Annotated in this window: 27 protein-coding genes; 19 read left to right on the top strand and 8 right to left on the bottom strand. The window is 57.1% G+C overall.

All coding sequences use genetic code 11. The features are described from left to right. Positions 1 to 9 precede the first annotated feature (9 nt). Positions 10 to 882, bottom strand: a complete 873-nt coding sequence (locus tag I9187_RS18745; RefSeq protein ID WP_171180966.1) for a LysR family transcriptional regulator — start codon at positions 880 to 882, stop codon at positions 10 to 12. Between the two features lie 66 nt (positions 883 to 948). Between I9187_RS18745 and I9187_RS18740 the strand changes: the two genes are divergently transcribed. Genes I9187_RS18740 through I9187_RS18720 form a run of 5 tightly spaced genes read left to right on the top strand, consistent with a single transcriptional unit; the run spans position 949 to position 6,740 of the window. Then, on the top strand, positions 949 to 2,427 hold the full coding sequence (locus I9187_RS18740) for an aldehyde dehydrogenase family protein (protein WP_171238783.1): 1,479 nt from the start codon (positions 949 to 951) through the stop codon (positions 2,425 to 2,427). Then, entirely contained in the window at positions 2,427 to 3,401 is a 975-nt protein-coding gene (locus I9187_RS18735; protein WP_245223298.1) for a membrane dipeptidase, read from the top strand. Before I9187_RS18740 ends, I9187_RS18735 begins: the two co-directional genes overlap by 1 nt. A gap of 4 nt (positions 3,402 to 3,405) precedes the next feature. Next, a complete protein-coding gene (locus I9187_RS18730; RefSeq protein WP_171180962.1) occupies positions 3,406 to 5,094 on the top strand; it encodes a hypothetical protein in 1,689 nt (562 codons plus the stop codon). After that, entirely contained in the window at positions 5,091 to 5,720 is a 630-nt protein-coding gene (locus tag I9187_RS18725) for a DUF3726 domain-containing protein (protein WP_171180960.1), read from the top strand. The genes I9187_RS18730 and I9187_RS18725 overlap by 4 nt, the downstream gene beginning before the upstream one ends. Before the next feature lie 12 nt (positions 5,721 to 5,732). Next, entirely contained in the window at positions 5,733 to 6,740 is a 1,008-nt protein-coding gene (locus tag I9187_RS18720; RefSeq protein ID WP_171180958.1) for an Ldh family oxidoreductase, read from the top strand. 177 nt (positions 6,741 to 6,917) lie between these two features. Here I9187_RS18720 and I9187_RS18715 read toward each other — a convergent pair whose 3' ends face one another. Then, positions 6,918 to 8,069 (bottom strand): zinc ABC transporter substrate-binding protein, encoded by a 1,152-nt coding sequence (locus I9187_RS18715; RefSeq protein WP_209509769.1) that lies wholly within the window; start codon positions 8,067 to 8,069, stop codon positions 6,918 to 6,920. Between the two features lie 57 nt (positions 8,070 to 8,126). On the opposite strand from I9187_RS18715, the gene I9187_RS18710 reads away from it, so the two are divergent. The 3 genes from I9187_RS18710 to I9187_RS18700 are packed head-to-tail and all read left to right on the top strand — an operon-like array spanning position 8,127 to position 10,191. Next, entirely contained in the window at positions 8,127 to 8,639 is a 513-nt protein-coding gene (locus I9187_RS18710; RefSeq protein ID WP_171180948.1) for a Fur family transcriptional regulator, read from the top strand. A 2-nt stretch (positions 8,640 to 8,641) separates the two neighbouring features. Continuing rightward, complete coding sequence (locus I9187_RS18705) at positions 8,642 to 9,394, top strand: metal ABC transporter ATP-binding protein (protein WP_171180946.1); 753 nt, start codon at positions 8,642 to 8,644, stop codon at positions 9,392 to 9,394. Next, on the top strand, positions 9,394 to 10,191 hold the full coding sequence (locus I9187_RS18700) for an iron chelate uptake ABC transporter family permease subunit (RefSeq protein WP_171180944.1): 798 nt from the start codon (positions 9,394 to 9,396) through the stop codon (positions 10,189 to 10,191). Before I9187_RS18705 ends, I9187_RS18700 begins: the two co-directional genes overlap by 1 nt. 12 nt (positions 10,192 to 10,203) lie before the next feature. Here I9187_RS18700 and I9187_RS18695 read toward each other — a convergent pair whose 3' ends face one another. Continuing rightward, positions 10,204 to 11,718, bottom strand: coding sequence for a malonyl-CoA synthase (locus I9187_RS18695; RefSeq protein WP_209940291.1), 1,515 nt, complete (start codon positions 11,716 to 11,718; stop codon positions 10,204 to 10,206). An 81-nt stretch (positions 11,719 to 11,799) separates the two neighbouring features. After that, a complete protein-coding gene (locus I9187_RS18690) occupies positions 11,800 to 12,396 on the bottom strand; it encodes a LysE family translocator (protein WP_171180940.1) in 597 nt (198 codons plus the stop codon). 73 nt (positions 12,397 to 12,469) lie between these two features. Here I9187_RS18690 and I9187_RS18685 point away from each other — a divergent pair, with 73 nt between their 5' ends. Then, positions 12,470 to 12,922, top strand: coding sequence for an Lrp/AsnC family transcriptional regulator (locus tag I9187_RS18685; protein WP_171180938.1), 453 nt, complete (start codon positions 12,470 to 12,472; stop codon positions 12,920 to 12,922). Positions 12,923 to 13,041: 119 nt separating this feature from the next. Further along, on the top strand, positions 13,042 to 13,620 hold the full coding sequence (locus tag I9187_RS18680; protein WP_171180936.1) for a PA14 domain-containing protein: 579 nt from the start codon (positions 13,042 to 13,044) through the stop codon (positions 13,618 to 13,620). Between the two features lie 42 nt (positions 13,621 to 13,662). Here the strand turns inward: I9187_RS18680 and I9187_RS18675 are convergent, their stop codons facing one another. Beyond that, positions 13,663 to 14,625 (bottom strand): L-malyl-CoA/beta-methylmalyl-CoA lyase, encoded by a 963-nt coding sequence (locus I9187_RS18675; protein WP_171180934.1) that lies wholly within the window; start codon positions 14,623 to 14,625, stop codon positions 13,663 to 13,665. 295 nt (positions 14,626 to 14,920) lie between these two features. Here I9187_RS18675 and dgcN point away from each other — a divergent pair, with 295 nt between their 5' ends. From dgcN to I9187_RS18660, 3 genes are all read left to right on the top strand, one after another. Then, a complete protein-coding gene (gene dgcN / locus I9187_RS18670) occupies positions 14,921 to 15,922 on the top strand; it encodes an N-acetyltransferase DgcN (protein ID WP_171180932.1) in 1,002 nt (333 codons plus the stop codon). Positions 15,923 to 15,996: 74 nt separating this feature from the next. Then, positions 15,997 to 16,962: an N-acetyl-D-Glu racemase DgcA gene (gene dgcA / locus I9187_RS18665; RefSeq protein WP_171180931.1), complete on the top strand. Its 966-nt coding sequence runs from the start codon at positions 15,997 to 15,999 to the stop codon at positions 16,960 to 16,962. A gap of 10 nt (positions 16,963 to 16,972) precedes the next feature. Continuing rightward, the gene (locus I9187_RS18660) at positions 16,973 to 17,833 is read left to right on the top strand and encodes a D-amino-acid transaminase (RefSeq protein ID WP_171180929.1); all 861 of its coding nucleotides are present in this window, start codon (positions 16,973 to 16,975) and stop codon (positions 17,831 to 17,833) included. Between the two features lie 42 nt (positions 17,834 to 17,875). Here the strand turns inward: I9187_RS18660 and I9187_RS18655 are convergent, their stop codons facing one another. The 3 genes from I9187_RS18655 to I9187_RS18645 form a co-directional block, all read right to left on the bottom strand. Continuing rightward, complete coding sequence (locus I9187_RS18655) at positions 17,876 to 18,190, bottom strand: DUF1244 domain-containing protein (RefSeq protein WP_170469595.1); 315 nt, start codon at positions 18,188 to 18,190, stop codon at positions 17,876 to 17,878. Positions 18,191 to 18,270: 80 nt separating this feature from the next. Beyond that, positions 18,271 to 18,510 carry a DUF6868 family protein gene (locus I9187_RS18650; RefSeq protein ID WP_171180927.1) on the bottom strand — a complete coding sequence of 80 codons (240 nt, stop codon included), beginning with the start codon at positions 18,508 to 18,510 and terminating at the stop codon, positions 18,271 to 18,273. Positions 18,511 to 18,598: 88 nt separating this feature from the next. Then, positions 18,599 to 19,336 (bottom strand): N-formylglutamate amidohydrolase, encoded by a 738-nt coding sequence (locus I9187_RS18645; RefSeq protein ID WP_171180925.1) that lies wholly within the window; start codon positions 19,334 to 19,336, stop codon positions 18,599 to 18,601. Positions 19,337 to 19,477: 141 nt separating this feature from the next. On the opposite strand from I9187_RS18645, the gene pyk reads away from it, so the two are divergent. The 6 genes from pyk to I9187_RS18615 all read left to right on the top strand — a co-directional run bounded on the left by pyk (position 19,478) and on the right by I9187_RS18615 (position 24,952). Further along, positions 19,478 to 20,923: a pyruvate kinase gene (gene pyk, locus I9187_RS18640; protein WP_171180923.1), complete on the top strand. Its 1,446-nt coding sequence runs from the start codon at positions 19,478 to 19,480 to the stop codon at positions 20,921 to 20,923. Between the two features lie 255 nt (positions 20,924 to 21,178). Further along, positions 21,179 to 21,616 carry a universal stress protein gene (locus I9187_RS18635; protein ID WP_171180921.1) on the top strand — a complete coding sequence of 146 codons (438 nt, stop codon included), beginning with the start codon at positions 21,179 to 21,181 and terminating at the stop codon, positions 21,614 to 21,616. A 13-nt stretch (positions 21,617 to 21,629) separates the two neighbouring features. Continuing rightward, on the top strand, positions 21,630 to 23,180 hold the full coding sequence (locus I9187_RS18630) for an alanine/glycine:cation symporter family protein (RefSeq protein WP_171180919.1): 1,551 nt from the start codon (positions 21,630 to 21,632) through the stop codon (positions 23,178 to 23,180). Positions 23,181 to 23,364: 184 nt separating this feature from the next. Next, a complete protein-coding gene (rpmI, locus tag I9187_RS18625) occupies positions 23,365 to 23,565 on the top strand; it encodes a 50S ribosomal protein L35 (protein ID WP_005981143.1) in 201 nt (66 codons plus the stop codon). Between the two features lie 14 nt (positions 23,566 to 23,579). Next, positions 23,580 to 23,945, top strand: coding sequence for a 50S ribosomal protein L20 (gene rplT, locus I9187_RS18620; protein ID WP_152457001.1), 366 nt, complete (start codon positions 23,580 to 23,582; stop codon positions 23,943 to 23,945). A 200-nt stretch (positions 23,946 to 24,145) separates the two neighbouring features. After that, positions 24,146 to 24,952, top strand: a complete 807-nt coding sequence (locus tag I9187_RS18615; RefSeq protein WP_171238786.1) for a phytanoyl-CoA dioxygenase family protein — start codon at positions 24,146 to 24,148, stop codon at positions 24,950 to 24,952. Positions 24,953 to 25,196 lie beyond the last annotated feature (244 nt).

Here is a 25,196-nt window from a genome sequence, read left to right as displayed (position 1 = left end):
AGGGGGGCCTCAGGTCAGCTTGCTGGCAAGAATGAATGCGCTGCATTCATCTGCCAAGGCTTTGAACCGAGGCCTTTCCTTCACATACAAATAGACCTGTCGCCTGTCGGGTAGATCGGACAATGTGCGAAAGGCCATGCTTTCAGGGATAATACGAGCAACGGTTTGCGGAAGGATGGTAACCCACTTGCCCGTTCCAACCATTGTTATCAGGGACTGCGTATTGTGAATGGTGACATTCGCCTCTTCAACCGCCTTAACGAACTCAGGCGTCTCGATGAGGTCGCACAAGGCGTTTCGCACAAATGAAGGTGTGACCACATCATTTACACTGGGCGGAACCGCCTTTTTGTTGAACGGATGATCAGCGGCGCAGACAAGACCGAACTGATCTTCGAAAAAGAGGTGCGCTTTAACCCCTTTAACGGGGTGAAAGCCTGACGCTATGCCAATATCAGCTTTGCCCTCGGCAAGCGCATCCAAAACCTGTCGCGTATCAGCGTCCATTAGTTCGACTTTCACGCCTGGGAAACGGTGTGTCATGTGTTCGAGCACGGACGGGAACACCAACGCGGCGACCGAAGGGACGGACGCAATTCGGATCAATCCATTGGCGGCATGAGCAGCAGCTTCGATCGACTGCACCGTTTGGTCAAACTGGCGGACTTGTTTAAGAGACAACTCAAACACTTGCTCGCCCAATGCAGATAGGTGGTTCTTACGCTCGCCAACAAACAGCTTTTTTCCCAAGTGGTCCTCAAGTTGTTTCAATGTCATCGAGACAGCAGATTGTGTGCGCCCCAACCGGTCGGCTGCTTCCGACAAGTTGCCCGTTTGCGCGACCGTGCAAAAACAACGCAGCATTTCGATTTTTAGTGTCAAATTTCAAAATTCCTGAAGTTTGGTCAATTATATTGAATTTGACTGATATTGTGTGAGAAGTCCATTATGCCCCAACTTCTATTTTTTTTGGGGCGAACCGTGACCAACCTGAACCTGATTGCTGGCGAATGGCTTGCCGGCGAAAGCGAGATCGAAAACCGCAATCCTTCAGACCTGAGCGACCTTGTTGGCCATTTCGCACAAGCCAGTGCGGATCAGCTGGACGTGACTCTGGACCAGGCGCGTGTCGCGCAAGCCGAATGGGCGGCCTACGGGCTCGAACGCAAGCAGGCGGTGCTGATGAACATCGGCAACGAGCTGATGGCCCGTGCCGAAGAGCTGGGCACCTTGCTCAGCCGCGAAGAAGGTAAACCCTTTGCAGAAGGGAAGGGCGAGGTCTATCGCGCCGGTCAGTTCTTTACCTATTACGCAGCTGAATGCCTGCGTCAGATCGGTGAGAACGCAGATTCCGTACGTCCTGATATCGAGATTGACGTGCGCCGCGAGGCGGTTGGCGTGGTCGCCGTTATCAGCCCGTGGAACTTCCCGACCGCGACGGCTTCGTGGAAGATTGCCCCGGCGCTCTGCTATGGCAATGCGGTAGTCTGGAAACCCGCCAACATCACGCCTGCCTCTGCCGTGGCCCTGACCGAGATCATCAACCGTCAGGATATTCCCAAGGGCCTGTTCAGTCTTGTCATGGGCTCGGGTCGGTCCATTGGGCAACGGCTGGTGGAAAGCCCGAAGGTCAACGCCATCTCGTTCACCGGATCGGTGCCGGTGGGCAAGGGCATTGCAGCAGCGGCCATCCAGAACCTGACCAAGGTTCAGACGGAGATGGGATCGAAAAATGCGCTGGCCGTGATGGACGACGCCGATCTCGACCTTGCCGTTTCGCTGGCATTGGGCGGCGCGTTTGGAGGAACCGGTCAGAAATGTACCGCCTCATCGCGGCTGGTGGTTCATGCCGCTGTGCATGACGCGTTTGTCGAGAAACTGGTATCGGGTGCTCAGGCGATGAAAGTCGGTCACGCGCTGGAAGAGGGGACTCAGATGGGCCCTGTCGTCAGCGCGCAGCAACTGGCCGAGAACCTGGCCTATGTTGATCTGGGTAGATCCGAAGGCGCTGAACTGGCCTGCGGCGGGCAGCGTTTGGACATGCCGCATGATGGGTATTACATGAGCCCCGGCGTGTTCCTGAACACCACCAACGACATGCGCATCAACCGGGAAGAGATGTTCGCGCCGCTGACCTCGGTCATCAAGGTCGACAGCTATGATGAGGCCTTGGCCACGGTCAACGATACCAATTTCGGTCTGACCTCGGGCATCGTCACGCAAAATCTGGCCCGCGCCACACATTTCCGGCGCAATGCGCGCACCGGGGTTGTGACGGTGAACCTGCCCACAGCGGGCACGGATTATCATGTACCCTTTGGCGGGCGTGGTGACAGCTCTTATGGCCCACGTGAACAGGGCAAGGCGGCGGCCGAATTCTACACGACGGTCAAAACTGCATATATCAGCGCCGGAAAGCCGATCTGATGCGGATCGATGGGCTGCAATACGCCAACTGGTCCGAAAAGATCTTTCGGCAATTGCGCGAAGGGGGCGTGGACGCGATCCACGTCACCATCGCCTATCATGAAAATTTCCGTGAAACCGTTCTGAACTTTGAAAAGTGGAACCGCTGGTTCGAACAATACCCGGACCTGATCATGAAGGGTCAATGGGCCAGCGACATTGACACGGCGCGGGAAACCGGGCGCACAGCAGTTTTCTTTGGGTTTCAGAACCCATCGCCCATCGAAGACGACATCGGCTTGGTCGAAATCGTGCATACATTGGGCGCGCGATTTATGCAGCTGACCTACAACAACCAATCGCTGTTGGCGACAGGCTGCTACGAAGCCGAAGACACCGGGATCACCCGCATGGGGCGTCAGGTGATCAAAGAGATGAACCGGGTCGGGCTTGTCGTTGACATGAGCCATTCAGCCGACCGGTCCACGATCGAGGCGGCCGAGCTGTCCGAGCGTCCGATTGCGATCACTCACGCTAACCCGTTTGATTGGGCCCCGGCCCTGCGCAACAAGCGAGACGAAGTGATCCGTGCGGTGACTGAAAACGGTGGGATGTTGGGGTTTTCGGTCTATCCTCATCATCTGAAGGACAAGTCGGACTGCACCCTTGAAAGCTTCTGCGAGATGATTGCGCGGACGGCTGAGAAATACGGAGCGGAACATCTCGGGATCGGAACGGATCTGTGCCAGGATCAGCCCGACAGCGTTGTCGAATGGATGCGGGTCGGTCGTTGGTCGAAGCAGATCGATTATGGTGAGGGGTCGGCAAGTAACCCCGGATTCCCCCCGATGCCGTCTTGGTTTCAGGACAATCGGGATTTTGGAAACATCGAATCCGGGTTGCGTGCGACCGGTCTGAACGATGAAGAAGTGGCCGGTATCATGGGTGAAAACTGGTACAGGTTCTTTGCCGAGAATTTCGGTGCTCAGGGGTAGTTGAATGGACGCTCAGACGCAGACACAGATCGAAAGACGAGACCCGGCCACAGTTATGCGGCTGTCGCGGTTGGGTTCTTTGCATCAGTGTCGACTGAGTTTCATGCGGCAATTGACCCGCCGGATGGCACGGGAAAACTGGTCGTTCACACGGCCTCTCTTCGACATTGACGCCAATGGTGTTGGTCGGGCGGTCTATACCGCTCAAGGGCCGGATCGGACATATTCGCTGGTGGCCTTTGCTCATGACTTGCCGCCGGAGCAACGCTCGGATCGTGTGATTGCCGAAGCGTGGGATGCCACCTTTGCTTTGTTCGACGGCATCCCGACCGAGGCCGACATCGACCGCCTTTCCCAAAACGTACCCCTGCAAGAGGCCGGGCGGGTGAGCGAGAGCGAGCTGTCCTTGTCTCGTGCCAATCGCTCGGTCCGCCTTTGGGACCATGTTGTGAAATCCTTGGCCGCAGGCCAGCAGCCGGATGTAGAGCAGATCTATCAGGTTGGGTACCTGATGCGGACAACTGCTGTATATGGCTCGGGCAAATTTGGCGCGGCGGATCGGGAAAAAGTTGCCGACCGGCCCGAGACGCAGGCCCCGTTTCAGGTCGAGATGCTATCGGTCTTTCTGACCCGGGCGTTTGTGCGGGATCTGGTGCAACACATGGCGAACGTCCAAGGCGGCGATCAGGCTGCAACTTTGGACCCAGAAATTTCCCGCTGGCTGGGGATTGGTAACTCTACCGGGCTTGGCATGGCGCCGTTTATCGTCAACCACCCTGTTCTGTTCAACAACTGGATCATGGTACGGGAAGAAGCGATTGCGCGGGTTCGGTCTGTGGACGTGGCCAGCGAAGCCGAGATCGCACGGTTCCGCGATGTTTTCGAACGCAGCCGACTGTCGGTTTCGTGGTGGCGGTCTGAACATCCGATACAGGTCAAAAAGCTCGAGGCATTGAAGGCTGACCTGTTGTTGATCTCCGAGTATCTGCGCCAAGATAATTTGACCGCAGATCGACCGTGGAATCGACTGGTGGACTGGTCAGAAACCGCGTTGAGCGAGGAAGGTCAGGAGTTGCTGGCGTCGCTGATCCTGGAGCCTTATAGCGATTTGGTGGACGGGCTGGCCTCGTGCATGGCAGACACCCGTTCGCAGGCGTTTGTAATTGATGGAACCATGTCCATCGGGACAGTTCGTGATCTGATCCGGGAAACATATGCCTGGGCTTTGGATCTGGATTGGGACGTCCGCGAGAATTGCGCGCGGGCGTGGTATGTTTCTGAAGAAAAGCTGGAACCCCGCATGGGGGAACGGTTTGATGAACCCATTTCTGACTATGAACAACCTCTGGCTCCGGCGCGGGATGCAGCGGCTGTCTATGACGCGCTGGGCGGGTGGGAAGACACCAAGCCCGTGGCCGAATTTCTGTTGCGTCACCCGGAACATCGCCACACGATCCGGCGCGTACAAATGACCCCATCCGCACCCTATGGTGAAATCCGGGATAACACGATTGGGTCAAAGGTGCTGCCTATCGACATGCTGCGGGCAAAGCTGTCTTTCTTTGGAGCAACCCATTTTGACCCCCGTTCGGATCGATGGGTGCGAATCTGCATGTATTCCGGTGCGCCGTACCCGGAGGAGCTGACTTCTGAAAACGCGGATCTTTGGGTCTACCCGCAGGAACCAACATGAATTTTTCGCTCAACGAGATGGAAGCAACCGCAAAACGGGCCACCCGTGGCGCGGGCTATTCCTGGGGCCAGGCCGAGGAGGCGTCGAAGGCGGCCCGCTGGCTGTGCGCGCAGGGGCTGGATGGGGCCGGGATTTTGTCCTCGTTGTTGGAGCAGGGGCTGGCTTCGGACCCGGCGACGCATCGCCCTGGGCAGATTGATCGTCTCTGGCAGGGCGAAGAGGCGTTGTGCCCCTTGTCTGCGGGGCCTTTGTTGTCTGATGCGGCCCACTTGCTGAAAACGAGTCCAATCGAGATGCGGAACGTCGCAGTGCCCGCCTTGATGCTGCCGTTTGCGCGCCACGCCGCGCGTAAATTGAACGAAGCGCTGACGATTGAGATCGACACGGTTCAGAATGTCGTGGGCGAGGATTGGCTCATGGCCCCGGACAGTTTGCCAAAAACGGCCCACACGGTCGTGGTTTCCCGAGGCGGTGCACCGACCGCAACACGTGAACAAGAGACACGCGCCTATCCTGACCCGCAGGATTGGGACATGCTGAACCGCTATGCCCACCGCACCTATGCCCCCGCAACCGAGGAATCCCGCCTGCTGGGTGCAGGGTCCGGGCTTTCTGACAATGATTGAAGAGACGCCAAAGTGACCGATACACAAACCCTGACCCTTGCTGAGATCGAAGACCTGTCTTTCCGTGCGCTCGTTGCGGCTGGCACATCCGAAGAAAATGCCCGCCCGCTGGCGCAGGCCACAGCGGCAACCGAAGCCGATGGCGTTGCAAGTCACGGGCTCGCCTATATCCCGATCTATTGCGAGCATGTGCAATGCGGCAAGGTCGATGGTTTAGCGGTTCCCGTTCTATCACGCCCCAAACCCGGTGTTGTGGCGGTTGACGCCGCAACCGGCTTTGCGCATTCGGCCATTGACACAGGGTTCGAGACCCTGATCCCGGCGGCCCGAGAACAGGGCGTCGCGGTGCTGGCCATAAAAAACAGCTATAACTGTGGCGTTTTGGGCTACCACACTTATCGTTTGGCCCAGGCCGGGCTGGTGGGACTGGGGTTCACCAACGCCCCCGCTTCGATCGCGCCTTCCGGTGGGTCGAAGCCTGTGGTTGGAACCAATCCGTTTTCCATTGCCGCGCCCGGCCCCGATGGCGAACCCGCCCTGCTGATCGATCAGAGCGCCAGTACCATAGCCAAAAGCGAAGTGATGAAACATGCGCGCGAAGGCAAACCAATCCCGGTTGGGTGGGCGTTGGATGCGGATGGCAACCCAACAACCGATCCTGAAGTTGGTCTGAAGGGCTCTATGGCACCGTCAGGTGGATATAAAGGCGTCGGCGTCGCGCTCATGGTAGAGCTCATGGCCGCAGCGCTGACGGGGGCCAGTTTGGGCATCAACGCGTCCCCGTTTTCCGGAACTGTGGGCGGCCCGCCGAAGACAGGTCAATTCTTCATCGCGATTGATCCCACGATAACGGCGTCGGGTGTGTTTGAGACCGGTGTTGCCGAACTGGTCGGGGCGATCCGTGCGCAGGAGGCTGCGCATCTGCCCGGAGACGGCCGCCGTACCAAGCGCCTGTCATCTCGGCAGTCGGGGGTCGCGGTCAGTCGCGCGACGCTCGACAAGATCGCGGGTTTTCTGTGATGCGCGTTTGAACAGGTTTCAGACTGCCACAGATGAAATAATGGGTCGATTTCGTACCAGAGGTGGACCCGCAAGGCTGAGCGCCCGGGGCGAAGCAGTCACGTAACAGGACCACTCGTTGAACGCATTACCCCGGGCTGCAAGGAGCCCGACCATGGTCGGGCTGTAGCAATAGAGTCAAAGGCACTCGGCCAAGGATTTCGCAAGGTTGCGAATGACGTTAGGATAAAGATCCGCGCCTGGCTGAAGATCGGATCCAAGGGGGTCCATCACGCTGGTTTTGGCCTCGACGCCACCCATAACGCTTTCAACGATCCCCGGATCGAACTGGGGTTCTGCCAAAACGCAGTCGATACTTTCATCGCGGATACGTCCTTGAACTTCCGCAATGCGTGCTGGGCTGGGGTCGGACGCATCGCTGAGTGAGATTGCGCCAGAGGCGGGGAAGTCGAAGGCGTCTTCAAAATACTGATAGGCGTCGTGGAACACGATGAAGCTGCCGCCCCGTACAGGGTCCAGCGTTTCGGCCACTTCAGCAGACAGTGCAGCCATTTCCTCGCGCGCGGCGGCGGCGTTGGCAAAATAGGTGCCAGCATTTTCAGGGTCCGCCGCAGACAGCTGCGCCGCGATCACATTCAGCCAGGTTTCTGCGTTTGCCGGTGAAAGCCAGGCATGTGGATCATGGTCACCATGGTCGTGCCCTTCGTGGCCATGGTCGTCGTGATCATCATGGTCATCCTTGGCGTGATCTTCGTGGTCGTGCTCGTCATGCCCATCGTGGTCCGCATGTTCTTCGTGATCATGGTCGTCATCTTTGGCATGATCGTCATGATCGTGCTCGTCATGTCCGTCATGATCCTCATGATCGTGCCCATCTTCTTTGGCGTGATCGTCATGGTCGTGATCGTCGTGATCCTTGTCTTCGGCGTGGTCGTCGTGGTCATCTTCGTCGCCGTGATCATGCGCTTCGAACAAAGCGTTTTCGCGGAATTCAAGAAGAACGGTACCGTCGGCCTCCAGCATGGATGTAACGGTTGCGCCTTCAGCCAGCGTATCGATCGCATTCTCCATCCATGGCGTCAGATCTTCGCCCATCCAGAACACCAGATCGGCCTCTTGCAGCGCTGCGGCCTCGGAAGGGCGGAGGTTGTATTCATGCGGCGAAGCACCTGGTGCAACGATCAGGTCCGGGGTTCCGACACCGTCCATGACGCGGGCGACCAGCGAATGGATTGGTGCAATATCAACCGCAACGTTTGGCGCGTCCGCAAGGGCTGTTCCACCCATCAATGCAGCCGTGATCGACAATGGAAGAAGCTTTCTGGACATCAGACCCTCTGTGTGATTTTATAACGTTGCGAGTGGCAATACATGATATGAAATAACATGACAAGTGATGCGCGCCCTGCGCCGGTCAAGGACTCGGCTCCGGTAGGGTTTCTGGAACATGACCATCAAACCTGCGTCGAAACAGCCTTGGCCTCGGTCGAAGCTCGATGCAGCACCGAAGGGCTGCGTCTTACACCAGTGCGCCGCAAGGTGCTTGAGATGCTGCTGCAAGAACACCGTGCGCTTGGGGCTTACGCAATTCTGGATCGGTTGCGCGCCGAAGGATTTGGTTCGCAGCCGCCCGTTGCCTATCGCGCGTTGGATTTTCTGGTGCAGAACGGATTTGTCCACAAGATCGAGCGGTTGAATGCGTTTGTGGCGTGCTCGCATCCGGGGCAGTCGCATTCTCCGGCGTTCATGATCTGTAGAAAGTGTGATGCAGTGGCCGAAGCGCAATCAGCCCCCGCCAAGGGTGTTCTGGGTGCTGCAGCGCGCGCAGCGGGTTTCGAGATCGAACGAACGGTTGTAGAAGCCGAAGGTCTCTGCCCTGACTGCACCGAAAAGGCGTAAAGATGGCCCTTATCACTGTTGAGAACCTCAGCGTGCGCTATGGCGCGCATACCGTGCTGAGTCGTGTGGACATGGCCGTCGAACCGGGTGAAATCGTCACCATCGTTGGTCCCAACGGATCGGGAAAAACCAGCTTGCTGCGTGCCATTATCGGTGCGACGCGTCCGTCTTCTGGGCAAGTGTCCCTGAAGCCAGGGTTGAAAATCGGATATGTGCCGCAGAAATTGCATGTCGACCCGACATTGCCCATTTCCGTTGAACGGTTCATGCGCCTGACCGACCGCGTGTCTCGCACGCAATGCGGTTTGGCGCTCGAAACTGCGGGCGTGCCGGATCTTTTGCACCGCCAGATGTCGCAGTTGTCCGGTGGACAGTTCCAAAGGGTGCTGCTGGCGCGGGCGTTGATCAACCGTCCGGACATTCTGTTGCTGGACGAGGCGACCCAGGGTCTGGACCAACGCGGGTCAGCCAGCTTCTATCAGCAGATTGAGGCGGTGCGCCGTGAAACCGGATGTGCCATCCTGATGATCAGCCATGAATTGCACGTGGTCATGAGCGCCTCGGACAGGGTGATATGCCTCAACGGGCATGTCTGTTGCGAAGGCTCTCCGGCGGTTGTTGCGTCGGCGCCGGAATACCGTGCGTTGTTTGGTACAGGCACCGGTGGGGCGTTGGCGCTGTATCGCCATGAGCATGACCACCATCACGATCATGAACATGATCATGACCACCCCCCTAAAGAAGCGGCGGAATAATGCTTGATGATTTTATGACCCGCGCGACGCTCGCCGGTGTTGGTGTGGCATTTGCAGCGGCCCCTCTTGGGTGTTTCGTCGTGTGGCGGCGCATGGCGTATTTCGGAGATGCAACCGCACATGCCGCAATTCTGGGTGTGGCGCTGTCTCTGACCTTTCAAATGTCAATCTTCACTGGTGCGCTGGCCGTGGCACTGATGATGGCGCTGACCGTGACCCTTTTGGCTGGTCGTGGCTATGCGATGGATACGCTTTTGGGAGTCCTGGCGCATTCTGCCCTGGCGTTTGGCTTGGTCGCCGTTTCATTCCTGTCCGGTGTACGCATTGATCTTATGGCTTACCTGTTCGGGGATATTCTGGCCGTATCGCGCTCGGACCTCATCGTGATCTGGGGCGGTGCGGCGTTGGTTGTCGCGCTAATCACCTGGCGCTGGTCGCAGCTGTTGACGGCCACTCTGAACGAAGAACTGGCTTATGCCAGTGGCTTTGATCCTAAGCGAGAGCAGTTGATCCTGACACTGTCCCTAGCTGTCACCGTGGCGGTGGCGATCAAGGTTGTGGGCGTTCTGCTGATTGCGGCCATGCTGATCATTCCGGCCGCAGCGTCCCGCAACTTGGCGCGTTCACCCGAGTCCATGGCCCTGATTGCCGCCGGGATCGGCGCGTTTTCAGCCGTTGCTGGGCTGAGAGCAGCTTACGTTTTCGACACCCCGGCGGGGCCATCGATTGTCTGTGTGGCGGCAGTTTTGTTTGCCTGCCTCAGCATCCTTGGATGGAAATCCCAAGGCAGGGTGTAAAGACGCTCGGCCTTAGGCGTTTGTGAACATGTCCTTGTACTGATCACGCAGGATGTTTTTCTGAACTTTGCCCATGGTGTTGCGGGGCAGTTCGTCCATCAGGATCAGTTCGCGGGGATGCTTAAACCGGGCCAGGCTTTTGCACACTGAGGTCTGTATCTGATCCAAATCGGGGCTCGCACCGGGCTCGGCCACGATCACGCCCAGGACGGTTTCGCCGAAGTCCGGGTGCGGCACACCGATCACCGCGCTTTCCAGCACACCGGGTTGGTCGTCCAAAACCAGTTCGATCTCTTTGGGGTAAATGTTGTACCCGCCCGAGATGATCAGGTCTTTGTTGCGGCCAACGATGTGAACGTATCCGTCCTCATCAACACGGCCCAGATCACCGGTGATAAAGAATCCATCTGAGCGCAGTTCCGCAGCGGTCTTCTCGGGCATCTGCCAATAGCCCTTGAAGACGTTGGGGCCGCGTACCTCTAGGACACCGATTTCTCCTTGCGGAAGGGTGTTGCCATCGGTGTCGCAGACCTTGAGCTCGACCCCGGGCAACGGGAAGCCAACGGTTCCTGCGCGCCGTTCGCCGTCATAGGGGTTTGACGTGTTCATATTGGTTTCGGTCATGCCATAGCGTTCCAGGATACGGTGGCCGGTACGATCCTCGAACTGCACATGGGTGTCTGCCAGCAAAGGCGCCGAGCCGGACACGAACAACCGCATATGGGCCGACAGGTCCTTGGTGAAACGCGTGTCTCCCAGCAGGCGGGTGTAGAAAGTTGGAACGCCCATCATCGACGTGGCGCGCGGCATCCAGTCGATGATCTGGTCCAGATCGAATTTGGGCAGCCAGATCATGCTGCCACCTACCGCCAACATGACGTTGGTCGCCACAAACAGCCCATGTGTGTGAAAGATCGGTAAGGCGTGCAGCAGCACGTCGTCAGAAGTAAAGCGCCACTCGTCAACCAATGTCTGTGCGTTGGATAGCAAGTTGTTCTGGGACAGCATCGCGCCTTTGGATCGACCGGTGGTGCCAGAGGTATAGAGGAAGGCGGCCAAATCCTCTTCGTCCCGGTCAACGGTTTCGAAATGCGTGGGCAGCCCTGCTGTCTGATCTAAAAGAGAACCCGAGCCATCGGCGTTCAGGGTTTCGATCTGTGCGTCAAGTCGGGCTGCAATAGGCGAAAGGTTGTCTAGGGCGCCGCTGTCACAAACAACTAGCGACGCACCGCTGTTTTCGATGAAATAGGTCAGCTCGTCCGCAGTATAGGCGGTGTTGAGCGGCAGAAACACAAGGCCCGCTTGCGCGCAGGCCGCAAAAAGCGCCAGCGCCTCGGGTGATTTTTCAATCTGTGCGGCGACACGATTACCGGGTTTCAGGCCCAGCTTAACGGTCACATGGGCGATCTGAGCCGCGGTGTGCAAAAACGCTTGATAGCTGAGGGTTTTACCATCAGGCAAATACAAAAAAGTTGTGTCTTTTCCTGCGTGAACGCCGAACAAACCATCGTAAAGTGGGTTGGCCATCAGGGGTACCTTTCTTGCATGCCGCGTCGCGTGTCAGATGCCATGCGGAATAGCCTAAGTGCCAATGCTTGTCATCATCACTCAGTGTGGCCAAAGCACAGGGTAGAGCGAGGCAATAAGCAGCGCGGCCATCGTCCAGTTGAAAGCAACCAGCCTGCGCGGATTTGTCAGCAGGCGTGCCATCTGCTGACCAAGGACCGTCCAGGTGCTGACCGAGGGCAGATTGACCGCGCCAAAGACAAGGGCCACCAGCAGGATCGCGTGCAACGTCTGATTGGGGGCGTATGCAGTCGTGGCCGTCAGGGCCATGGCCCAGGCCTTGGGGTTCACCCATTGAAAGGCGGCAGCTTGCAGAAATGTCATCGGGATGCCCGACGCCTCTGATCCCTTGGCTGGCGCGGCATGGGCAATCTTCCACGCCAGATACAGAAGATAGACGACTGAAACGATCTTCAACGCGGTGTGGCTGATAGGGTATCTGTCGAACACCTGCACCAACCCTGCACCAACCAGCAGCACCATGACCGTGAACCCCAGGCCAATGCCCAGCATATGCGGGATCGAGCGTCGAAAACCGAAGTTCGCGCCAGATGCCATCAGCATCAGATTGTTGGGTCCCGGCGTGATCGAGGTCACAAAGGCAAAGACGATCAGGGCCATAAGGATGTCATAGGTCATAGCGCGTAGTATTGATCGTGCTCATGAAAATGAAATTGCTTATTTGTGCGTGTTTCCGGTAATTACACAACTTATGATGAAGAATGATCAAATTAACCGCCAGATATTGCGTGAACTAACGCGCGACGGGCGCATCAGCAACCTGGAACTGGCGGAACGGATCGGCCTGTCTCCCTCGGCTTGCTTGCGTCGTGTTCAAGAGCTTGAAAAGGCTGGGGTGATCACCGGCTATCGCGCCGTTCTGGACCCTGCCGCCATGGGTGTGGGCTTTGTTGCTTACATCGGTGTTGGCTTGGGTGAACACACAAAAGCCGCGCAGGAGGGGTTTGAACGCGCCTTGCAACAAGCCCCCGAGGTTGTCGAATGCCACAACATCACTGGCACTATCGAATACCTACTTCGGGTCGAATGCGCCGACCTGCCGTCCTACAAGACTTTTCATACCGAGGTGTTGGGAACGCTGCCCCATGTTACGTCGATCACGTCGTATGTGGTTATGGGATCACCCAAGGATTTGAGGGCATAACCCTTGAAATTGTGAAGTTTCACTCTCTTGCAGGGTAAAAATTCACAGCCTAGTGTCATGGTAATGACGTTGCCAGGGGATAGGCCCAGCCAAAACGGCGCGCAAACAGGGAGATTACGATGAAACTCGTTCGAACAGTGGCGACCGCAGTAGCCATGTCGCTTGTTGCCGGGGCTGCTTTGACTGCCCCGCTGAAACTGCAACCTGCCAGCCCGCAACCTGCTCCGAAAGCGGGGCTGAATGTGAAATACTATGGTACTGGCAACCAACACAAAAAGATCCGCGATCTGAGCCAGGCCAAAAGCTTGCTGTCTCAGGCGAAGCCGGGAAAACCGTTGCGTGGGTTGGATTACCGGGACACCAGCAAGGGCGAGGACGTCATGACCTTCGACCAAGCCTACAATGTTGCCGCCGAGGTGACGGGGTATATGCGGTTCGACTCGCCTGGGGTTTACGAGTTGGAAACTTGGTCAAATGACGGGATCGAGGCTTGGGTTGGCGGCCAACAGATTGGCCGTGTTACAAGCATTCAGGGCTGTGAAGCCAATCAACGCACCGAAGTAGAAGTACCCAAAGCGGGCTGGTATCCATTAAAGATCGTCTATTTCCAAAAACTGGGAACATCGTGCCTGATGATGAAGTCAGGAAAGAAGGGTGAACGCTTCACATGGACACCGAACGAGGTTTTTGGTCGTTGAAATAACACAAAAAGGGCGCTCGATTGAGCGCCCTTTTTTGACTTAACTGCCTGCCGCAATCAGTTCGGCCTGCGCCACAATGACTTCCGCCTGCTTGATTGAGGCGATGTCGACCAAGCGCCCCTTATAGACAGTCGCGCCTTCGCCATTTGCCTTGGCCTGTTCCATCGCGGCAAGAATTTCGCGGGCCTCGGAAACGGCTTCGTCAGATGGGGTGAAGACCTGATTGGCCAATGCGATCTGCTTGGGATGGATCGCCCATTTCCCAACCATACCCAAAGTCGCTGAACGTTTAGCCTGCGCGATATAGCCTTCGTCATCGCTGAAATCGCCGAAAGGCCCATCCACCGGCAACACGCCATGGGTGCGGCAGGCGGCCACGATGGCAGCTTGCGCCCAGTGCCATGGATCAGACCAGTGTTTCTCGCCTTCACGCAGCATGTAGTAGTTTTCTTGCGTGCCGCCGATGCCGGTGGTCTGCATTCCCATCGAGGCTGCGAAATCGGCGGCCCCAAGGCTCATGGCCTGCAGGCGGGGGGATGAGGCTGCAATTTCTTCAACATGCGCGATACCAGCAGAAGACTCGATGATAACCTCGAAGCTGATTTGTTTGGTACGGCCCTTGGCACGCTCGATCGCTGTGACCAGCGCATCGACCGCATAGACATCCGCCGCACATCCGACTTTGGGGATCATGATCTGATCCAGACGGTCGCCTGCCTGCTCCAACACGTCGACAACGTCACGGTACCAGTAGGGCGTGTCCAGCCCGTTGATCCGGACGGACATGTATTTGGTACCCCAGTCGACTGTGTTCAGCGCCTCAATGACGTTGGCGCGTGCCGCATCCTTGTCCGAAGGCGCAACCGAGTCCTCTAGATCCAGGTTGATCACATCCGCAGCCGACGCTGCCATCTTAGGGAACAGTTTGGTGTTCGACCCGGGGCCAAACAGCTGACAACGGTTGGGGCGTGCCGGTGCGGCAGGTTGGATGCGAAAGCTCATCGAGACCTCGTGCGAGTAATGAAATTGCGATTTTCCTGCTCAATGAGGTATTAAATTGCGCGGCGTGGCGCAAGGGCGATTATGCATCTGCGGCAATGCGGCTGCAGAATGGAGGTATTGGATAACTGCGAAAAGGTGATTAAAGTTTAATCATTTTGAAAACTTCGAATATTTTTGCGCATCAAAGTAAACTTGTGCAAGAATATCGCGCCTTAGTCGTATCAAGCGGATCAAAACGCGAAACGCTCGTTTTGCCGTTTCTCTAGCTTAAGCCGGAATCAAAGGAGTGACCGCAATGATCGAGACACCGTACCTGCTGTTTTTGGGCGATGCGCCCGACCAATTGGCGGCCAAAGTGGCTGTGGGCATCAAGGACTGGCGTCCAGAAAACGCCGTCGGCCAGTATCGCATGGACGGCTGCAAGGCTGATCTGGGCCTGACAGATATGACCTTGACCGAGGCGAAAGAAGCCGGCGCCAAGACGCTGGTTATTGGCGTGGCCAACCGTGGCGGCGTTATCAGCCAAGAATGGAAGAAGGTTCTGGTTATGGCGCTTGAGGAAGGATTTGACCTTGCCTCTGGCCTGCACAATCTGTTGCGCGACGAACCCGATCTGGTGGCCGTAGCCGAAGCAACTGGTCAAAAGCTGCACGACGTGCGTGTGCCCGAAATCGAATACCCGATTGCCAACGGGATCAAGCGTAAGGGTAAGCGTTGCCTGGCTGTGGGTACCGACTGTTCTGTCGGCAAGATGTACACAGCCATGGCGATCGATGCTGAAATGCGCAAGCGCGGTATGAAGTCGACATTCCGGGCGACCGGTCAGACTGGCATCCTGATCACCGGCGATGGTGTGCCGCTTGACGCGGTCATTGCGGACTTCATGGCGGGCTCAATCGAGTGGCTGACGCCCGACAATGATGAGGACCACTGGGACCTGATCGAAGGGCAGGGCTCTTTGTTCCACGTGTCCTATTCCGGTGTGACAATGGCGTTGATCCATGGTGGCCAGCCAGACGCCCTGATCCTGAGTCACGAACCGACCCGCGAACACATGCGCGGTCTGCCCACCTATCAGCAACCGTCACTGGAAACCCTGCGCGACACCGCGCTGGCACTGGCCAAAGTGGCGAACCCTGATTGTCAGGTTGTCGGCGTTTCGGTTAACACCCAGCATATGTCCGAAGAAGACGCGGTTGCCTATCTGGCCAAGATCGAAGCCGACATGGGCTTGCCTGCAACCGACCCGTTCCGCTTCGGGTCCGGCAAGCTGGTGGACGCGCTGGCAGCGATGTGAGCTGAACAACATGCCGGAGGTGGGGTCATCCGCCTCCGGTAAGAGCATTAGAAAAGAAATGAAGGAGCGGTTGCGTGCAGATAGAGGTCTCTCGCGATGTGTTTCGACTGGCGCAGGTGTTTACCATTTCGCGCGGGTCGCGGACCGAAGCAAAAGTTCTGACGGTTCGCATATCAGATGGAACCTATCAGGGTTGGGGCGAATGTGTCCCCTATGCGCGCTACGACGAAACGCTCGAGTCTGTTGAGGCCGAGATTGCAGGGTTGCCTGCGGAATTTACCCGACAGTCGCTGATGGACTTGCTGCCCGCTGGCGCTGCGCGAAATGCCGTGGATTGCGCCTTGTGGGATTTGGAGTGCAAACGCGCCGGTAAACGGGTTTGGGAACTGGCAGGTCTGCCGGTTCCGGGGCCTGAGATTACCGCCTACACGTTGTCGCTGGATACGCCCGAAGCGATGCGGGCACAGGCTGCCGATAACGCGCATCGCCCGTTGCTGAAGATCAAACTGGGTACACCTGACGACATGCCCCGGCTTGAAGCCGTGCGTGCAGGGGCGCCTAAATCCAAGATCATCGTAGATGCGAACGAAGGCTGGTCGGCTGAGGTTTATGCCGACCTCGCCCCGCATCTGGTGCGTCTGGGAGTGGCACTGGTTGAACAGCCCCTGCCGGCCGGAGACGACGATGCGCTGATCGGAATGGATCGTCCGGTACCGGTCTGTGCAGACGAATCCTGCCATGACCGCAACAGCCTGCCTAAGCTGAAGGGCAAATATGATGTCATCAACATCAAGCTCGACAAAACCGGCGGTCTGACCGAGGCGCTGGAATTGCGCAAAGCCGCGATTGCCCAAGGCTATGACATCATGGTGGGTTGCATGGTCGGAAGCTCGCTTGCCATGGCTCCTGCGACACTGCTGGCGCAGGGTGCGATGGTGACAGACCTTGACGGCCCGCTTCTGTTGGCCGAAGACCGCGACACCCCGCTGATTTTTGACGACGCCGGAGTGCACCCTTCGGTGTCCGCGCTCTGGGGCTGAGGAGACAAACATGACCCGAACCGTTTACGTAAATGGCGAATACCTGCCCGAGACCGAAGCCAAGGTGTCGATCTTTGACCGTGGCTTTCTGTTTGCAGACGCGGTTTACGAAGTCACCAGCATTTTGGACGGCAAGCTGATCGATTTCGAAGGCCACGCGGTTCGCCTGAAGCGCTCGCTGGACGAGTTGGAGATGGCCGAGCCTTGCACCAAAGACGAATTGCTTGAGATACACCGCAAGCTGGTGGAATTAAATGGCATCGAAGAAGGCCTGGTGTATCTGCAGGTGTCGCGCGGCAGCGATGGCGACCGTGATTTTGTGTTCCCATCGGCAGATACCAATCCCAGCCTTGTTCTGTTTACACAGAACAAGCCGGGTTTGGCTGACAGCCCGGCGTCGAAGAAAGGCGCCAAAATCATCTCGATCGACGACATTCGCTGGGGCCGTCGCGATATCAAAACCGTTCAGCTGCTCTATCCGTCGATGGGCAAGATGATGGCCAAGAAAGCGGGTTGTGATGATGCCTGGTTGATCGAAGACGGATACGTGACGGAAGGCACCAGCAACAACGCCTATTTCGTCAAGAGCGGCAAGATTGTCACCCGCCCGCTGTCGAACGACATCCTGCATGGGATAACACGTAAGGCTGTGCTGCGCATGGCGGCCGAAGCGCAAATGGAAATCGAAGAGCGTCTGTTCACCATTGATGAGGCCAAAGAAGCGGATGAGGCGTTCACAACCTCGGCCAGCGCCTTTGTCATGCCGGTGGTCGAGATTGACGGAGTCGTGCTAGGCGACGGCACACCGGGGCCGATTGCCAAACGTCTGCGCGAAATTTATCTGGATGAAAGTCGCAAGGCGGCGATCTAAAGAAAAGGCCCGCCGATTTGGCGGGCCTTGTTCATTTTGGACTTAGCCTTTTTTGGTTACATTCTCTTCAAACGCGACCTTGAAGGCTGCCTGTTTTTCGGGGCTGGCATCGGTCTGATAGTTGGCTTTCCATTCATCCATGGTCATGCCGTAAAACACTTCGCGGGCTTCATCCTTGCCCATCTCGATGCCTTTTTCATTGGCGGCTTCCTGATACCAGCGCGACAGGCAATTGCGGCAGAATCCGGCCAGATTCATCATGTCGATATTCTGAACGTCGGTGCGGTCTTCCATCAGGTGTTTTTGCAACCGACGAAACGCGGCGGCCTGAAGTTCGATTTCGGTTTGCTTGTCCATAAGGCTGCTCCGGGTGGTTTGGTGTGCTGTGCTTGACCTAACAATCCAGCAGACTTGTTACAATAAGCGGGCTGCCCCACCTACATCAGTTTCAAAGCCAACCATGGCACAATGCAAAAGATAAGGGTCAGGATCTTATAGTTGGCAAGATACCTGAAATACGCACGTTTCACGTCTGGGTGCTCCATCTGAAACAGCTTGCCGTGAATGCCCGCAATCCAATCCTGCAGCATCAGGACCATGACAGTGGTGAACAGAAGAACCGCGATATTGAGGGCGGCCATCCAGCCGAAGAACGTTGTCAGAAACTCATGTGTCACGACGATCCCCTTTCGTTCATTATATGGGGATCAGACTGTGCGCTCACAATAGCGTGAAGTGCGGATCGCAGGTGCACGACCTGCGTCTTCAAAGGTCGCTGGACTCCAGCGCGTCCTGCAAGACAACCGCCAACCGTTCGGCCCATTCTCGCTGCCCCTCGTGGTCGCCGATCAGGTCATTTCGCAGCTCGATCAAAGCGTTGGGGCGGCCAAAAGCGGTGCAGTGCTTGTCAATCGCATCTCCGGGCAGCACACCGGTATAGGGTTCATTGACGCCGACACACAGATCATCTTCGGCCTGAAGCCGCTCGATCAGGGGGCGTGAAAAACGTTCGTCTGGGGTGTGCAAGACGCCGATGTGCCAGGGACGTGGCTCACGCCCGCGCAGTTGGCGGGTGAAGGAGTGCATCGAGACAATCACCGCGTGGGGCAGGGCGGCCATCTGCGCCAGCGCATCATGATAAGGGCGATAGCACATGTTCAGGCGTCTTTCGCGCTCGGATGCATCCGCGTGGCGGTTGCCGGGGATGATCGAACCGTCATAGAGCTTCATCAACAGGGTCGGGTCGTCCTCGCCACGGTTGGGGTCAATGACAAGGCGCGAGAAATTGGCGGCAACCACTGGTGCATCCAAAATCTCACCCAGATGTTTGGACACTTCGTATGCTCCAACATCATAAGCAATGTGACGTTCCATATCTTCACGTGGCAAACCAAGGTCGCCGCCGTTTATTTCGGGGGGGACGGTATTGGTTGCGTGATCACATGTAATCAACCAGCGCGACGGGCGATCCGCGCCGTGAACAAAAAATGGGGTGTACGTCATGAGCCTGTCATCTAGTTTGTCGCAGGTGTAGGGCAGTTGCTTTGAAAAGGGAATTGGGCAATAAGCACTCAGCCAATGTTTGCGGTAACATTTTGCTGCACCCTAATCTGCAAGTAAGACGACGTAAGGAGATCAAGACCAATGCGACGCCTGAGAAATGTAAAAATCGTGGCGACGCTGGGACCGGCGTCTAGTGACTACGATACTATTCGCGCCTTGCATGAGGCCGGGGCCGATGTGTTTCGACTGAACATGAGTCACGGCAGCCATGATGAGATCCGCGAGCGGCACAAGATTATTCGGCAGGTCGAAAAGGATCTGGACAGCCCGATTGCCATTCTGGCTGACCTTCAGGGGCCAAAGCTGCGCGTTGGCGTCTTTGCAAACGAGGCGGAAGAGTTGGAGGAAGGCGCGGCCTTCCGCCTTGATCTTGATCCCGCCGCCGGAGACATAAACAGAGTATGCCTGCCGCACCCCGAGATTTTTGCGGCGCTTGAGCCGGGTGCGCGCCTGTTGGTGAATGATGGCAAGATCCGCCTGACGGTTCAGGACTGCGGTCAGGATTTCGCCAACTGCACGGTCGAAGTTGGCGGCACCATCTCAAACCGAAAGGGCGTGAATGTCCCGGATGTTGTGCTGCCGCTGGCAGCGTTGTCGGCCAAGGACCGGGACGATCTGGAGTTTGTCTGTCAGCTGGGTGTCGACTGGCTGGCGCTGAGCTTCGTACAGCGTGCCAAGGATGTGTTCGAGGCCCGGTCTCTGGCTGACGGTCGTGCTGCGATCCTGTCAAAGATTGAAAAGCCCGCTGCGGTTGAGGCGTTTGACGATATTCTCGATGCGTCAGATGGGATCATGGTGGCGCGGGGTGATCTCGGCGTGGAGCTGCCGGTCTCTGCTGTGCCGCCGATCCAGAAACGGCTGGTCCGCAGGTGCCGTGGCGCGGCCAAACCGGTGATCGTGGCGACCCAGATGTTGGAAAGCATGATCGAAAGCCCGATGCCAACCCGCGCCGAGGTATCGGATGTGGCGACGGCGATCTATGAAGGCACGGACGCCATCATGCTTAGCGCGGAATCGGCGGCGGGGGCCTATCCGGTCGAAGCCGTGCAAACCATGAACAAGGTCGCTATCGAGGTCGAGGCAGACCCGACTTACACCCAGATTATCGCGGCATCCCGGACGGCCAAGGGCAGCACCGTGGCCGATGGTATCGTCGCTGCCGCGCGCGAGATTGCGGAAAAGACCGACATCAAGGCCATCTGCTGTTTCACCCAAAGCGGCACAACAGCCTCGCTGACGGCGCGTGAACGTCCGGGCGTGCCGATCATCGCCATGACCTCGCAACGGGGAACCGCCCGGCGGTTGTGTCTGAGCTGGGGCTGCAACTGTGTGATGACACCTGAACTGCAACGGTTTAAGGGCGCTGTGGTGAACGCAGCCCGCGCTGCGCGGGCCGGTGGATTTGCATCCGAGGCGGATCAGATTGTGGTCACGGCGGGTGTGCCGTTTAATGTTCCCGGCACCACCAACATTCTACGAGTCGCCCCCTGTGACGAACGCCTGATTTACAGCACCGATCCCGAGTAGTTCGGGCCCAAGTCGACATCAGAACTAAGGAAACGGCTGCTGTTTAAGCTGCCGTTTTCCTGTTGTGCGACGGGTGAAAAACTTGATTTATAAGCGAAATTTGACCGGTATGGGCGAATTTGGCACAATGGTCTTCATTCGTGGGTAGAATTTCCTGATAAATGACCTAGGGGCAGTCTCAGCCAAAGTTCCAAGTTCCGGCTGCCCTGCCGGGGGCACGGGCCCCGGACCAAACAACAAAAAAGGAGGAACAAGATGACAACAAAGATTGTCATAGGACTCGACGGGACAGAGACCGGTGAGCGCGCGATTGCCTTTGCCACGGACCTGGCAAAGCTGATCGGATCATGTGAATTGCTGGTCGCATATGTGATTGAATGGTCCCCTTATACATTCCAGACACCGGAAGAAAACGCACAGCGCCACAAGCGGCGTGAGGAAGAGGTCGAGTTGGCGACGTCACGTATTGTGACGCCCGCCGTTGACGCCCTCAAGGCAGCTGGTTTCGCGGCGCAGGGCGTTGTGCGCCATGGCGATGTGGCGGAAACGTTGAACGCCATCACCGTTGAAAACGAAGCCTCTCAGATTGTTGTGGGCCGGGCTTCAGCGGACGGCATCAAGAAACGTATCTTCGGCAGTTCAACACAGAACCTTGTGATGCATGCCGATGTTCCGGTTACAGTTGTAAATTGAGGTGGGCAGAAGAATGAAAACGCTACAACACCTGTACCTTGCGGCGCTTGCCGCCTTCATGGCCACTGCAGCTTCGGCGCAAGAGGCGCCGGGCCTGGATGATAAGATCAATCAAGCCTTTGCAGATGCAACCGGGCCCTTTGTCAGCTTTATTTTTGCACCCTTCCCGGGAACCGGTTTTCCGTGGATCGTCGGCTGGCTGGTGATCGCGGCCACTGTCTTTACGCTTTATTTTGCGTTTGTGCAGTTCCGCTTCTTTGGACACTCGATCAGCCTTGTCAAAGGCGACTATTCCGATCCAAATGACGCCGGTGAGGTTAGCCACTTTCAAGCTCTGGCCACGGCGCTGTCCGGAACGGTTGGCCTTGGTAATATTGCCGGTGTGGCGGTTGCCATCGGAATCGGCGGGCCGGGAGCGACGTTCTGGATGATTGTCGCGGGCCTGTTGGGCATGGCGTCGAAATTCACCGAATGTACGCTGGGCGTGAAATACCGCAACGAATACGAGGACGGCACCGTCTCGGGCGGTCCGATGTACTATATGTCCAAGGGCTTTGCTGAACTTGGGTTGCCCGGTGGTAAAATCCTCGCGGTTCTGTTCTCGATCTTCTGTATTCTTGGCGCGCTGGGCGGGGGCAATATGTTCCAGGCCAATCAGGCACATCAACAGATTGCAGGAATCGTGGGGGATTACCCCGGTTGGATCACTGGTCTGGTCTTTGCGGCCATCGTCTTTGCAGTAATCGTAGGTGGTCTGAAGTCGATCGCGCGTGTGACTGAGAAGGTCGTACCGTTCATGGGCGTGATGTATGTGCTGGCAGCGCTGGTCATCATCATCATGCACGCTGATCAGATCGGATGGGCCTTTGGCCAGATCTTTGCGGGCGCTTTCACCGGCCTTGGCGTTGCGGGCGGTATGGTCGGTGCGCTGATCCAGGGCTTCCGCCGTGCTGCGTTTTCGAACGAAGCGGGTGTGGGCTCGGCTGCCATCGCCCACTCGGCTGTTCGGACCAAGGAACCGATCACCGAAGGGTTCGTTTCACTGCTGGAGCCATTCATCGACACCGTTGTGATCTGTACCATGACGGCGCTGGTGATCATCATCACGCAGCAGCTCATCGTTGACCCGGCGACGGGCAACTACATGCTGAACGAGGCGGGTAACGCCATTGCCACCGTTGATGGCAACTCCGGCGTCAGCCTGACCTCCGCCGCCTTCGGTAGCGCGTTCAGCTGGTTCCCCTTCATCCTGGCGATTGCCGTGGTTCTGTTTGCCTTCTCGACCATGATCAGCTGGTCCTACTACGGCCTCAAAGCCTGGACTTACCTGTTCGGCGAAGGTCACACCAAAGAGCTGGTGTTCAAGATCATCTTCTGCATCTTCGTTGTCATCGGTGCGGCGGCCAATCTGGGCCCGGTCATCGACTTCTCGGATGCGGCGATCTTTGCGATGGCTGTGGTGAACGTCTTTGCGCTTTACTTCCTGATGAAAGTCGTGCGTCAGGAACTGGCGTCTTATGCTGAGCGGTTGAAAAGCGGAGAAATCCGCAAGTTCGAGCATTGATCCAATCCACCGGGGCGGCCAATGTCGCCCCGGTGCCAGACCAGCCGCGCACAAAGCGCAGATTCTGGTCGAATCCCCCTTGCCAGTATGACGGAACTTGCGTAAATGGCGCGTCTGATCGCGTGACCGGCCGAGATGGCATGCCGAGTCGCGTTTGAAACCGAACCCGAAAAAGGAGACGGAAATGCCTAAGATGAAGACCAAATCGAGCGCTAAAAAGCGCTTCAAGGTGACTGCGACCGGTAAGGTCATGGCAGGCCAGGCCGGTAAGCGGCACGGCATGATCAAGCGGACCAAGAAATTCATCCGCGACGCCCGTGGCACCACCACACTGTCCGCCCCCGACGCCAAGATCGTCAAGGGCTACATGCCCTACGACCGCTAAGAGGAGATTAAGAGATGTCCCGCGTTAAAGGTGGAACCGTAACTCACGCCCGTCACAAGAAGGTCATCAAGGCTGCCAAAGGTTACTATGGCCGCCGCAAGAGCACCTTCAAGGTTGCCCGTCAGGCCGTCGACAAGGCCAACCAGTACGCAACCCGCGACCGTAAGAACCGCAAGCGCAACTTCCGCGCGCTGTGGATCCAGCGTATCAACGCTGCTGTCCGTTCGCATGACGAAGCACTGACATATTCCCGCTTCATCAACGGCCTGAACCTGGCCGGTATCGAAGTGGACCGCAAAGTTCTGGCCGACCTGGCCGTGCACGAACCGGAAGCGTTCGGCGCGATCGTCGCCAAAGCTCAGGCCGCTCTGACCGCCTGATCCTCTGAAAAGAGACAGTGAAAGAAAAGCCGTCCCGGTTGGGGCGGCTTTTTTGCATCATGGGTCGAAAAGCTCCAAGCGCGCATTCGGTACGGTATGTTTCAATTTTCATTGGCGCCGACGCAAACCAGAGCCGAAACAGGCTTGGCAGGTCATGTTTTTCCACTAACGATTGCTTAGTCATTTCGTGGGAGGCGACTATGGGAGTAGACCAAAGGGTAAGAACTTGGGCGAACGCTTACAATCGGGACGGTTATGTAGGTGGTGTTCCGATCCTGACTGAAGTCGAAGCGCAAGAACACCGGGCCGGACTGGAATGGGCCGAGAGCCAACTGGGTGCGTCCATGCATTACAAGTCCAAAGCACACACAATCTTAACTTCGCCCTACAAGCTTGCTACGCACCCTCTGATGCTTGATCTCATCGAAGCGCTGATCGGGCCCGACATTCTTTTGTACAATGTTACCTATATCATCAAAGAACCTGGCTCGACCTCGCATGTCAGTTGGCATCAGGATCTGACTTATTGGGGCCTGAGTCATGACGACCAGGTATCCGCTTGGCTCGCCTTGTCGCCAGCGGACGAGGAAAGCGGTTGCATGCGAATGCTCCCGGGAAGTCATGCGAACGGTGTGATGAGCCATGAAACAACGGAAGACGACGATAACGTTCTTTTGCAGGGGCAGACTGTTCTTGGAGTTGATGAGAGCCAAGCCAAGCTTTGTCCGCTGCGTCCGGGCGAGGCGAGTTTTCACCATGGTTGGACGCTACATGCCTCGATGCCGAACAAAAGCAAGGATCGCCGAATTGGGCTGAATATCCAGTATCTTGCGGCGCATGTACGTCAGACCAAACATGATCTCGATACGGCAATGCTGGTACGCGGCGAAGACAATTTCGGCCATTTTGGCATCGACACTCCCGCTGAAAGCGATCTTGATCCTGTGGCGGTGCAGAGGCAAATCGAGCTGGAACAGCGTCATGTTGAAATAGCAGGAACAGCCTGAGGCATTGACGAACCGCTTTGGGCAAAATGCAAAGCAGAGAGTGGCCCAAACGCTGGCCGCTCTGACTGCCTGATCCTCTTTCGAGAGATTGCGAGTTCAAGGCCGTCCCGATTGGAGCGGCCTTTTTTGAACGTAGAGAATGTCGGCTTTGAGCCCAAACTTAGCTCCAGTCGCAGTGGCAAAGAACCAGTCACTGTTGCTTAGGTATTAGCTTAATGGTCGAGCTGGTCACATAGAAGCAAAG

It is taken from the genome of Ruegeria sp. HKCCE4148 (assembly GCF_017872495.1).
GTDB lineage: Bacteria > Pseudomonadota > Alphaproteobacteria > Rhodobacterales > Rhodobacteraceae > Ruegeria.
This window is presented reverse-complemented; position numbering and strand designations above follow the sequence as displayed.